Below are 11,091 nucleotides of genomic sequence, written 5' to 3' on the forward strand. Positions count from 1 at the left end.
AACCCATGGGGCCAACGACCTTGCTCCGGCAGCGCGGTGGGGCGGTCAGCGGGGGAGGTGGTGAGTGGATCAGTCGGCGGAGGCGGTGAGTGGAGCGCGGAGCTCCAGCACCGTGCCGTGCGGGTCGTTGGCCGACAGCTGTACGGCGCCGCCCAGGGCTTCGGCGCGCTCGCGAAGGTTCCGCAGGCCGCTCTGCCGGTTGGTGGTCGTGCTGTCCATGCCGATCCCGTTGTCGGCCACCCGGGCAATCACCTCGTGCGCGGTCACGGCCACCTCGACGGCGACCTCGGTGGCCTGCGCGTGTCGCACCACGTTGGACAGCGATTCGCGGATCGCGGCGAGGATCTGCGGCCGGACTGCGGTCGGTACGGCGGAGTCGAGTGGGCCGGTGCAGGTCAGCTGCGGCCGGAACCCCAGTGGTTCGGCGTAGTCGGCGACCAAGGCCTGGACATCGGCGCGCAGCGAACTCTGGTCCGGCTGGTGGTGCAGTTCGAAGATCGCGGCCCGCAGATCCCGGATCGTGGTGTCGATGTCGTTGACGGCCCGGCCGATCCGCTCCTGGACGTCGGGGCGGACCATCCGGTGCATGCCCTGCAGCTGGAGCCCGGTGGCGAACAGCCGCTGGATGACGAGGTCGTGCAGGTCGCGGGCGATCCGGTCGCGGTCCTCGAGCACAGCCAGGGTGGAGCGATCTTGTTGTGCCTGGACGCGCTCGAGCGCCAGCGTCGCCTGGATGGCGAACATGCGGACCAGGTCCGCCCCGACCGTGACCTCGTGGAGGGCGCCGCGCTCGGCGGCTACGACGAGCAGCCCGCCGGTGCTGCGCGTACCTGGTGGCAGCGGGGCGATGATCGCCCGGCCGAGCGATTCGAGCTCCGGTGCATCGGTCACGCCGCCGAGCTCCTTGATCAGCTCAGCGAGTTCCTCCACGACGATCTGCTGGTCACCGGCCAGTGCGTCGCCGATGATCGGGAGATCGCTGGGGAGGTGGCGGCCGAGGTGGGCCTGGAAGGCGGGCGGCCCGTCGACCGCGACGATCACCAGCTCGTTGTCCTCGACGAGCATGAGCGCGCCGACTGCGGACCCGGACACCTCGCGGGCACGCCGGGCGATCAGCTGCAGTGCGTCCTCGGGATCGAATTCGCCGAGCATCAGCTGGGTGATCTCAGCGGTGACCTCGTGCCAGCGGCGCCGGCGTTCGGTGTCGGCGTACAGACGGGCGTTGTCGATCACGACACCCGCTGCCGCGGCGAGCGCGCTGACGGTCCGCTCGTCGTCCTCGGTGAAGGCGGCGCCGCCGGCCTTCTCGGTCAGGTAGAGGTTGCCGAACGCATGGTCGCGGGTCCGGATCGGTACGCCGAGGAACGACTTCATCGGTGGGTGGTTGGGTGGGAACCCGAACGAACTGGGGTGTTCGGCGAGGTCGGTGAGGCGGATCGGCTCGGGGTACTCGATCAGCAGGCCGAGGATGCCGTGGCCTTCGGGATAGGGGCCGATCGCGGCGATCTCCTCCTCGGTGACACCGTGGGTGATGAACCGGACCAGGCGCTTGCCGTCGTGGCCGACCACTCCCAGAGCGCCGTACCGGGAACCGGCGAGTTCGCAGGCGGCGGTGACGATGCGGTCGAGCGTGCTGGTCAGGTCCAGGTCGGTGCCGATGCCGACGACGGCGTCCAGGAGGGCACGGAGCCGCTCCTGCGAGTCCATGATCTCGTCGACCCGGGCGAGCAGTTCCTGGAGCAGCGCGTCCAGCCGCACCCGCGACAGTCCGGCGAACTCCAGTGCGCCCTCATCCCATGTCCCCAGCGGCCTGTCGGCACTTCCAGCCATGGCTCACACGGTACCGGTGGGAACCCGCTCGGGCGTTGCCCTTCGGTCCGCTTACTGTGCGTGACGCTGTCCCCAGGCGACCAACCGGCGGCCGGTGAGCGACTCCAGGCCGAGCCGGATCAGGTACTTGTCGCTGTGCGGTGCCCACGAGTGCAGCGGGATCGTGCGCAGGACCTCTGGCCGTTCGTCGTCGGGTACGACGGAGAGGTGGCCGACCGCGGTCGCGGTCCAGCCCAGGTGCCGTTCGAGATCGACGTCGTCGACCTCGAAGGCGACCACGTCGCCGCGCTGGGCGGCCCGGAGTTTCTCACCGGACGCGGTGGAGTACACGAGTGTGTCGCCGTCGACGAAGAAGTTGACCAGGCGTACGGCGGGCAGCCCACCCTCGGTGAACACCAGCCGGCCGAAGGGCACGGTCCGCAGCAGCCGCAGACACTCCACCGGGCTGAGCACCTCCAGTCCGGTGTCATCGAATCGTCGCGCTGTGCTGATCATCTGATGCCTCCTCGTCGCACATCACCAGAGAACACCAGCCGACCGAAACCCGAGCAGAGCCGGAAGGCCCGACCCCGAAGGACCCACGACCCCGAGAGCGCCCTTCGTGGCGGTCGGGTGGCAAGGCTGATCGAGGACCTTTGGCCCTGGGGGCCTCGGCAGCCAGGAGATGGAATGGAGTCGTAAGGCGTCTGTACGACGCCTCGGCACAGCGACCGGGAGGGTGGCATGAACCAGTCCAGCATCACCTGGCTGAACCGACCGGCGCGTCTGGTGTCGGTGAAACAGCAGAAGGCGAACACGAGCGTCCAGATCGACGGGGCGCGGGTCACGAGGGTCGGAATGATGCCGTCGCGCGGAGACGCCAGAGGCTCGACCGGATTCGCCGTCACCGCGGCCGCCTACCGTGAGTTCGTCCGGTCGGCCCGGTTGCGGCCCTACATCGCGAGCGAGCTTCGCCGGTGGCGCGACGGCCGGGACCTGACCGCCGTTGGTGCCGCTATCCGGACGGCGTTCGCGGATGCAGAGCTTCCGGCTACCGTGGCGGACGCGATCGCGGCCGGCTATGCCCGTCTCGGCGGAGACGGCACCGTCGTGTCGGTACGCAGTATCGGTCCTTCCGGTGTCCCGTATCGCGACCTGTTCGAGGACGTCGACACGACACACGATCTGCTGGCCGCCTGCCGGCGATGCTTCGCGGCGCCGTTCGCGGACTGGGCGATCAACGATCGCGAGGACCGTGGCGTGAGCCAGCTCGATGTGGCGGTGTCAGTCGGAATCGAGCGAGCCGCCGCTGCCGACACCGTCGTCCCGAGTGCCTTCGCTCCGACTCCCGGCGACTGCGCCGGCTACGTCCTCGACAACTCCGAACTCCTCCGACTGGCCGCCTGGGCGGTCGCCGCCGAGCGCAATCACCTCAGGCACCAAGGAGCGAGATGACTGGCCTGGGCAATGGCGCAATCGGCCCGGGCCATGACCCCGTTGCAGCGGGGTCTGCGTCCCACCCGGCGCTCCCCGACGCCGGGTGGGACGCCCTGGCCGCGGACGGATCGGTGGTCCGGATCCGGCCGATCCGGCCCGATGACGAGGTCGAGCTGAAGGCGTTGAATCATCGGATCTCGGACCGATCCGTGTACCTGCGGTTCTTCAGCCTCAACCGGCACGGGGCCGACGAGCACGCACATCATCTGGCCACCGCCAGCCCAGGGCATCAGGCGCTGGTCGCGGAGACCGCGGGCCAGGTCGTCGGTGTGGCCAGCTACGAACTGCTGCGTCCCGGCGAGGCCGAGATGGCGTTCCTGCTGGACGACGCGGTGCACGGCCGGGGGATCGGAACGCTGCTGCTCGAGCAGTTGGCCGCCGTCGCGCGCGAGGCCGGTATCAGCCGGCTGCACGCCGACACCCTGGCCGAGAACGCGCCGATGCTGCGGGTCTTCACCGCCTCGGGGTTCGAACTGGTGCACCGCTTCGACAGCGGCGTCGTCGAGCTGTCCCTCGACACGTCGTACTCCGTTCAGACTCTGGACCGGATGGCCGAACGCGAACGCCGCGCCGAGGACCGCTCGCTGCGACCGTTGTTCTCACCCGAGTCCGTCGCCGTGATCGGCGCCGGCCGAACGCCGGGCGGAATCGGCCACGAGGTGCTCCGCAGTCTGGCCGGCAGCTATCAGGGCCGGCTGTACGCCGTGAATCCGAAGGCCGGCCAGGTCGCCGGCGTCACGGCGTACCCGTCGATCCTGGCGGTGCCGGGATCAGTGGACCTCGCGGTCATCGCGGTCCCAGCCGCACAGGTCGCGAGTGTTCTCGCCGAGTGTGGTCACCAGGGCGTCACCGGCGCGGTCATCCTCACCTCAGGCTTCTCCGAACTCGGGGCGGACGGCGCGCAGCAGGAGATCCTCGCGATCGCCCGCCGGCACAGTATCCGCTTGATCGGGCCGAACTGTCTCGGCATCGTCAACACCGCGCCCGAGGTTGCGCTGAACGCGACCTTCGCGGACCTGACCCCGGCACCGGGATCGCTGGCGCTGGCCGCGCAGTCCGGTGCGGTCGGCATCGCGGTGCTGGACCAGGCCGGCCGGGCCGGTCTCGGCATCTCCGAGTTCGCTTCGCTCGGTAACAAGGTCGATGTCAGCGGCAACGATCTGCTGCTGCACTGGTGGAACGATCCGCGCACGGACGTGATCGGGCTCTACCTGGAGTCGTTCGGCAACCCGGTGAAGTTCGGCCGGCTGGCCCGGCTGGTGGGCCGGACGAAGCCAGTGCTGGTGGTGAAGGGCGGTCGCTCGACCGGCGGTCGGCGAGCCGGCGCGTCGCACACCGCGGCCGCGGCAACCCCGGACACCGCGGTCGACGCGCTCTTCGCGCAGTCCGGCGTACTGCGGATGGAGACGGTCGAGGAGCTTGTCGACACCGCTCGAGTGTTGGCGGGTCGCCCGCTGCCGAAGGGCAACCGGCTGGCTGTGATCGGCAATGCCGGCGGCGCGGGTGTGCTCGCGGCCGACGCCGCCGCACGGCTCGGCCTCGAAGTCCCCGAACTCAGCGCGGCCACTCAGCAGGAGCTGACCGAAGCCACCGGTGCGGTCGGCGCAGGCAACCCGGTCGATCTCGGCGCCGCGGCTTCGCCGCGAACCATGGAGCGCGCGCTCCGCATCGTCCTGGACAGCGGCGAGGCGGACTCGGTGCTGGTCTGCTACGCGGCAACCCGGGCCGGCAACGTCGCCGAGACCTACGCCGCGATCGCGTCGGCATCCGCCGGAGCGGAGCTGCCGATCGTGGTCAACTGCATCGGAGCGCCCCATGCCGAACCGCAGGTGCAGCTGACGGACGGAGCGTCGCTGCCGGTCTTCCCGTTCCCGGAGAGCGCCGTTCGTGCGCTCGCCCACGCCGTTCGGTACGCCGCCTGGCGGGCACGACCGCAGGGCGTCGTACCAGTGCTGGATCGGGTCGACGCCGAGGCAGCGCGAACGGTCGTCAGCCGGTTCCTGCAAGGCCGGCCGGACGGTGGCTGGATCGATCCGCAGCACGCAGAACAACTGCTGCAATGCGCGGGGATCCCTGTGGTGGATGCCGTCCAGGCGTCTACCCGGAAGGAAGCGCTGGCCACTGCACAGGTGGTCGGCTACCCGGTCGTGCTCAAGACCGCTGCCGAGGGAGTCGTCCACAAGACCGATGTCGGCGGAGTCCGGGTCGGGTTGGTCGACGAGCAGGCGGCAGAGGCGGCGTACGACGAGATCGCCGCGGCGACAGGTGATGGGCACGTCGTCGTCCAGGCGATGGCGCCGGCCGGGACGGAGCTGGTCATCGGCATGGTTCGCGACCCGCTGTTCGGACCGATCGTGATGGCCGGCAGCGGGGGAGTCCTGACGGATCTGATGGCCGATCGTCGGTGGCGCGGTCTGCCGCTCACGGATCTCGACGCCGCCGAGATGGTGCGGTCGTTGCGCTGTGCGCCGTTGCTGGCCGGTTACCGGGGCGCGGACCCCGCCGACGAGGCGGCCGTACTCGACGTACTCCACCGGGTCGCCTGGCTGTGCGAGACGGTGCCGCAGATCGCGGAGCTCGACATCAACCCGCTGCGGGCTGCTCCGTCCGGAGCCTTCGCGGTCGACATCAAGCTGCATCTCACGCCCGCTGCCCCGACTCCCGATTGGTACGCACGTCGCCTGCGCTGAGCGGGCCCCGTGGATCGTCTCGACGGAGGAGGAAATGTCATGAAGGCGCCGGCGAGGAGCGCGTGCGACGAGCTGCTTCGGGCAGCGGTCGCTGCGCCGTCGGTGCACAACACCCAGCCGTGGAAGTTCCGCTTCCACGACCGGGTGGTCGAGGTACATCGCGACCCGGAACGCGAGCTGCCGGCCGAGGATCCGGATCGGCGGATGCTGTATCTGTCCCTCGGCGCCGCGGTGCTGAACCTCCGGGTCGCCGCCGCCCGGCTCGGGTACGGCGCCGACGTCAGGTACGTGCTCGATCGTGCTCGTCCTGACCTCGTGGCCGAGATCGAGCTGATGACGGCTGGTCCGGAGACCGAGCAGTTGCGGCTGCTGGCGCCGTACCTGGAGGTGCGCAGGACCAACCGGCAGCCGTACGCCGACCGCCGGGTGCTGAAGGAGGTCCGGGAGCTGCTGGGGCTGGCGGCGCGGTTGGAGGGTGCCGAGCTCGAGTGGCCGGCCGCGCCGACCCGCCGCGAATGGTTGCAACTGGCAAGCGATGATGCCGGTGTCCTCGACGACCAGGATCCGGCCCGGACCGCGGAGCGACGCCGTTGGGTCGGCGGCGCGCGGGTTGCTGACGGTGTGCCATGGAGCGCGCTGGGTCCGTGGGGCGCATGCGGAAGATCACCGGTCAGGGATCTGGCGGCCGATCCCGCGGACGAGAACCGGGAGCCTGCGAACTTTGAGCAAGCGCCCCAGCTGGCGGTGCTCTCGACCCGGCACGACAGCCGGGCGGACTGGCTCCACGCCGGTCAGGCGCTGGAGCGAGTTCTCCTGGAGGCGACCGCCCAGGGGCTGTCGACATCCCTGCTCAACCAGGCGATCGAGCACGACGAGCTGCGATGGCTCATCAACGATCCGCTGGGCCCGTGGTGGAGCCCGCAGGCCATCATCCGGGTCGGCTACGGTCCGCCCGTCCCGCCGACCCCGCGCCGCCCGATCGCCGACGTACTCCTCGACTGAGCCTGCGAGGCGGTCTGATCGGTCATGACGCGACCGCTCACCCCGAATCGCCAGGGCTGCGTGTTGTGCATGCTCGGCGCGGCGATCGCCGCGTTGAGCAGTACGTCGATCTGTTCCGCCGACAGGCTGTGGTCCAGCATCGGAGACCTCCTCGAACCGGCCCCGTGAAGTGCTGTGAGTGACGGCGTCGTGCCGTCGACTCAGCTTGACCCGGCGAGGGCCCCCGGCGCTGCGGGCAACGGTCCCGAACGGACAGGTACTTCGGCACTCAGACCGGTGACCGCGGCCTCTGCCCGTCGAGGCTCCGCCGTCGGACGATCAAGGCATACGAACAATCGGAGAGGACAAGAACAATGACAACCACCCCGCACCGTCGGCAGATGCCGGCACCGGTGCTCGCACCCGACGGTGGCCGGATCACGACCGCGGCAGGCCGTGCACTCGCGGTGCTGCGGATCGCCTTCGGGTTCACCTTCTTGTGGGCATTCGTGGACAAGGTCTTCGGTTTCGGTTACGCCACCCCGGCCGGCAAAGGCTGGATCGACGGCGGCGACCCGACTGCCGGATTCCTGGGCAAAGGCACCACCGGCCCGTTCGCGGACGTCTACCAGTCGCTGGTCGGTGACTGGTGGGTCACCCCGCTGTTCATGGCCGGCCTGGCCGGGATCGGCCTGGCGCTGACGCTGGGCATCGGGATGCGGATCGCCGCGGCGGCAGGCAGCCTGCTGTACGTACTGATGTGGACCGCCGCCCTGCCCCCGGAGACCAACCCGGTGCTGGACGACCACATCCTCGGCGCGATCACCCTCGTGGTCCTGGCTCTGGTTGCTGCTGGCAACGTGTGGGGCTTCGGCCGGCAGTGGGGCAGGCTCGACATCGTCCACCGCTACCCCTGGCTCCGCTGAACCGCGCGTGAGGGGCGTGCGCAGGTGCAGCGAGAGGTGCCGTGCGGCCGATCTCATCGGCCGCACGGCACAGCAACGAGATCCGTGGAGGCATGAGATGAAGACCTGGGTATGGAGTGGACCTGTCGTTGTCGAGGTGGACAGCTCGGCCGCAGGTCTGCGCGTCGTCGCGACGTACTGACATGGCTGCCACCGGGTTGACCGCACTCCGCCACTACCGGGCCGGGTGGCTCGGCTCGGATGTGCTCGCAGGTGTCACGGTGGCGGCGTACTTGGTGCCGCAAGCGATGGCCTACGCTCAGTTGGCCGGCCTGCCGGCTGTCGCCGGCCTGTGGACGGTGATCGGCCCGCTGCTGGTCTACTTCCTGCTCGGATCGTCCCGGCTGCTCTCCCTCGGGCCGGAATCAACGACCGCGCTGATGACCGCCGCGGCGATCGGCCCGCTGGCTGCCGGCGATCCGGCCCGGTTCGCGACCCTCGCCGCCGTGCTGGCGCTGCTTGTCGGCGTGATCTGCATCGTCGCTTGGCTGGCCAGGCTGGGGTTCCTCGCGGATCTGCTGTCGAAACCGGTCCTGGTCGGGTACATGGCCGGTATCGCGATCATCATGATCACCGGCCAACTGGGCAAGCTGACCGGTGTCCGGGTGACCGGTCGCTCGCCGCTCGCCGAGATCGGCTCGGCGCTCCGGCAGATCAGCTCCTGGCACCCCGCGACGGTCCTGCTGTCGGTGGCTGCCCTGACCCTGTTGCTGGCTGCCGCGCGGTGGATGCCGCGGTTACCCGGGCCGCTGATCATGGTGACGCTGGCGTCGATCGTGGTCTGGATCAGCGGTCTGGATGCGCAGGGCGTGAAGCTGGTCGGGGCAGTGCCGTCCGGCATCCCTGTTCCCGAGCTTCCGCAGGTGGCCACCGACGATCTCCGGCTGCTCTTGCTGCCGGCGCTGGGCGTGGCGTTGGTCGGCTACACCGACACGGTCCTGACCGGGCGCTCGTTCGCGTTGCGACGGCATGAACGGATCGACGCGAATCAGGAGTTTCTGGCGCTGGGCGTCGGCAACCTGTCCGCCGGCCTGATGCGGGGCTTCCCGATCAGCAGCAGCGGAAGCCGGACCGCGGTCGCCGACGCCTCCGGAGCGAAGAGCCAGGTCTACTCGCTGGTGGCCGTCGCCTGCGTGATCATGACGCTGCTGTTCGCCGGACGCCTGTTGTCCGCGTTCCCGACCGCCGCGCTAGGCGCTCTGGTCGTCTTCGCCGCCCTCCGGCTGATCGATCTCGCCGAGTTCCGCCGGTTCGCCGCGTTCCGCCGTACCGAGTTCCTGATCGCACTGGCCACCACCGCCGGCGTCGTCCTGCTCGATGTCCTGTACGGCGTCCTGCTCGCGATCGCGTTGTCGGTCCTCGACGTGCTGCGGCGGGTCGCCCGGCCGCATGACGGGATTCTCGGGATCGTGCCAGGCGTCGCGGGCATGCACGACGTCGACGACTATCCGGACGCCCGGCCGGTTCCCGGCCTGGTCGTCTATCGCTACGACTCACCGCTGTTCTTCGCCAATGCGGAGGACTTCCGTCGCCGCGCGCTGGCGGCGGTCGACACCGCCGAGCCGCCGGTGCGCTGGCTGCTGCTCAACGCCGAGGCGAACGTCGAGATCGACATCACCGCGATCGACGCGCTGGACGCGTTGCGGCACGAGCTCGACGAGCGCGGCATCGTGCTGGCGATGGCCCGGGTCAAGCAGGACCTCTCCGACGACCTAGCAGCCGCCGGCTTCCTCGACCGGCTCGGCCGCGACCACGTGTTCTTCACGCTACCAACCGCCGTACAGGCCTTCCGGGACCGTACGGCGGACCCCACCGAAACAAGGAGCTGACCATGTCCGAGACACCACGTGCGCTCGTCGTCTACGAGTCGATGTTCGGTAACACCTGGAAGGTCGCGGCCGCGATCCGCGACGGACTGACGACCGCCAGCGACACTGACCTGGTTCGCGTCGACCGGGCACCGGCCGAGATCCCCGCGGATGTCGGGCTGCTCGTCGTCGGCGGGCCGACCCACGCCTTCAGCATGAGCCGGCCGTCGACCCGCGCGGACGCCGCCCACCAGGACGAGGTGGTGATGCCGGTGGAGACCGGGATCCGGGAGTGGCTCGAGGAGTTGCCGCACAGCACCAGGTCGACGCTGACCGCGACGTTCGACACCCGCATCACGAAGGTCCGGCGGCTGCCTGGTTCGGCCGCGCGGTCGGCGGCCAAGATGTTGCGCCGGCGCGACTTCAGGCAGCTGACGGCACCCATGAGCTTCTACGTCGACGACACCACCGGCCCGATCGAGGAGCAGGAGCTCGCGCGGGCGCGGCAATGGGGTGTGGACCTCGGCGCTGAACTCCGCTCGGCGTCCGCCCAGGCACGCCTCCGCAAGCACGACATCGACCGATGACCGGCTCCGGCACGCGGCAGAGGGCTAACCTGACAGAGACAGCTGATCCGGGAGCGAGGCTCACATGACGATCAAGGTGTTCCTGCTGGACGACCACGAGGTCGTCCGGCTCGGGTTGCGGCAGCTTCTCGAAGGTGAACCCGATATCGAGGTCGTCGGCGACGCCGGCACCGCGGCTCAGGCGATCGCGCGGGTTCCCGCGCTGCGGCCGGACGTCGCCGTCCTCGACGTACGCCTGCCGGACGGGGACGGCATCACGGTCTGCCGGGAGATCCGTTCGGCGATGGACGATCCGCCGGCGTGCCTGATGCTGACCTCGTTCTCCGATGACGAAGCCCTCTTCACCGCGATCATGGCCGGCGCGTCCGGCTACCTGCTGAAGCAGGTCAGCGGGACCGACCTGGTCGGCGCCGTACGACGCCTGGCCACGGGGGAGTCGTTGCTCGACCCGGCGATGACGACCGCCGTGCTGGAACGGTTGCGGCACCCGGCCGACGAGGAGGACGATCCGCGCTACAAGTCGCTGACCGAGCAGGAACGCAAGATCCTCGACGAGATCGCCGAGGGCAAGACCAACCGGCAGATCGCGCAATCCATGTTCCTGGCCGAGAAGACGGTCAAGAACTACGTCTCGGGGCTGCTCCGCAAGCTCGACATGGAGCGCCGCACCGAGGCCGCCGTGTACGCCGTCGAGCGCACCAAGCGCCGGCCGCGCTGACCTACCCTCTGGTCCCGGTGCGTGGGACCCCAGTCC

General features: G+C 69.8%; 10 protein-coding genes. 7 read left to right on the forward strand and 3 right to left on the reverse strand.

The features are described from left to right. Nucleotides 1–69 precede the first annotated feature (69 nt). On the reverse strand, nucleotides 70–1,830 hold the full coding sequence (locus tag EV652_RS31495; RefSeq protein ID WP_132212920.1) for a sensor histidine kinase: 1,761 nt from the start codon (nucleotides 1,828–1,830) through the stop codon (nucleotides 70–72). Nucleotides 1,831–1,881: 51 nt separating this feature from the next. Continuing rightward, nucleotides 1,882–2,325, reverse strand: coding sequence for a pyridoxamine 5'-phosphate oxidase family protein (locus EV652_RS31500; RefSeq protein WP_132212921.1), 444 nt, complete (start codon nucleotides 2,323–2,325; stop codon nucleotides 1,882–1,884). A gap of 228 nt (nucleotides 2,326–2,553) precedes the next feature. On the opposite strand from EV652_RS31500, the gene EV652_RS31505 reads away from it, so the two are divergent. From EV652_RS31505 to EV652_RS31515, 3 genes are read left to right on the forward strand one after another with little or no spacing between them, the layout of a single operon-like run. Then, entirely contained in the window at nucleotides 2,554–3,264 is a 711-nt protein-coding gene (locus EV652_RS31505; RefSeq protein WP_132212922.1) for a PEP/pyruvate-binding domain-containing protein, read from the forward strand. Next, nucleotides 3,261–5,996 carry a bifunctional acetate--CoA ligase family protein/GNAT family N-acetyltransferase gene (locus tag EV652_RS31510; RefSeq protein WP_132212923.1) on the forward strand — a complete coding sequence of 912 codons (2,736 nt, stop codon included), beginning with the start codon at nucleotides 3,261–3,263 and terminating at the stop codon, nucleotides 5,994–5,996. Before EV652_RS31505 ends, EV652_RS31510 begins: the two co-directional genes overlap by 4 nt. Nucleotides 5,997–6,035: 39 nt before the next feature. Beyond that, the gene (locus EV652_RS31515) at nucleotides 6,036–6,998 is read left to right on the forward strand and encodes an Acg family FMN-binding oxidoreductase (protein WP_132212924.1); all 963 of its coding nucleotides are present in this window, start codon (nucleotides 6,036–6,038) and stop codon (nucleotides 6,996–6,998) included. Here the strand turns inward: EV652_RS31515 and EV652_RS31520 are convergent. Next, nucleotides 6,938–7,138: a nitroreductase family protein gene (locus EV652_RS31520; RefSeq protein WP_132212925.1), complete on the reverse strand. Its 201-nt coding sequence runs from the start codon at nucleotides 7,136–7,138 to the stop codon at nucleotides 6,938–6,940. The genes EV652_RS31515 and EV652_RS31520 overlap by 61 nt on opposite strands. 213 nt (nucleotides 7,139–7,351) lie before the next feature. Here EV652_RS31520 and EV652_RS31525 point away from each other — a divergent pair, with 213 nt between their 5' ends. The 4 genes from EV652_RS31525 to EV652_RS31540 all read left to right on the forward strand — a co-directional run bounded on the left by EV652_RS31525 (nucleotide 7,352) and on the right by EV652_RS31540 (nucleotide 11,055). Then, a complete protein-coding gene (locus EV652_RS31525; RefSeq protein ID WP_132212926.1) occupies nucleotides 7,352–7,903 on the forward strand; it encodes a hypothetical protein in 552 nt (183 codons plus the stop codon). Nucleotides 7,904–8,085: 182 nt separating this feature from the next. Further along, a complete protein-coding gene (locus EV652_RS31530; RefSeq protein WP_132212927.1) occupies nucleotides 8,086–9,771 on the forward strand; it encodes a SulP family inorganic anion transporter in 1,686 nt (561 codons plus the stop codon). A 2-nt stretch (nucleotides 9,772–9,773) separates the two neighbouring features. Next, entirely contained in the window at nucleotides 9,774–10,337 is a 564-nt protein-coding gene (locus EV652_RS31535; protein WP_199238493.1) for a flavodoxin family protein, read from the forward strand. 64 nt (nucleotides 10,338–10,401) lie between these two features. Next, a complete protein-coding gene (locus tag EV652_RS31540; protein WP_132212928.1) occupies nucleotides 10,402–11,055 on the forward strand; it encodes a response regulator in 654 nt (217 codons plus the stop codon). The last annotated feature ends 36 nt before the right edge of the window (nucleotides 11,056–11,091 follow it).

The organism is Kribbella steppae (genome assembly GCF_004342025.1).
GTDB classification, from domain to species: domain Bacteria; phylum Actinomycetota; class Actinomycetes; order Propionibacteriales; family Kribbellaceae; genus Kribbella; species Kribbella steppae.

What these genes read in the sequence shown, in the direction of transcription:
- EV652_RS31495 (WP_132212920.1), bottom strand. Translation starts at nt 1,830, where the DNA reads ATGGCTGGAAGTGCCGACAGGCCGCTGGGGACATGGGATGAGGGCGCA.
- EV652_RS31500 (WP_132212921.1), bottom strand. Translation starts at nt 2,325, where the DNA reads ATGATCAGCACAGCGCGACGATTCGATGACACCGGACTGGAGGTGCTC.
- EV652_RS31505 (WP_132212922.1), top strand. Translation starts at nt 2,554, where the DNA reads ATGAACCAGTCCAGCATCACCTGGCTGAACCGACCGGCGCGTCTGGTG.
- EV652_RS31510 (WP_132212923.1), top strand. Translation starts at nt 3,261, where the DNA reads ATGACTGGCCTGGGCAATGGCGCAATCGGCCCGGGCCATGACCCCGTT.
- EV652_RS31515 (WP_132212924.1), top strand. Translation starts at nt 6,036, where the DNA reads ATGAAGGCGCCGGCGAGGAGCGCGTGCGACGAGCTGCTTCGGGCAGCG.
- EV652_RS31520 (WP_132212925.1), bottom strand. Translation starts at nt 7,138, where the DNA reads ATGCTGGACCACAGCCTGTCGGCGGAACAGATCGACGTACTGCTCAAC.
- EV652_RS31525 (WP_132212926.1), top strand. Translation starts at nt 7,352, where the DNA reads ATGACAACCACCCCGCACCGTCGGCAGATGCCGGCACCGGTGCTCGCA.
- EV652_RS31530 (WP_132212927.1), top strand. Translation starts at nt 8,086, where the DNA reads ATGGCTGCCACCGGGTTGACCGCACTCCGCCACTACCGGGCCGGGTGG.
- EV652_RS31535 (WP_199238493.1), top strand. Translation starts at nt 9,774, where the DNA reads ATGTCCGAGACACCACGTGCGCTCGTCGTCTACGAGTCGATGTTCGGT.
- EV652_RS31540 (WP_132212928.1), top strand. Translation starts at nt 10,402, where the DNA reads ATGACGATCAAGGTGTTCCTGCTGGACGACCACGAGGTCGTCCGGCTC.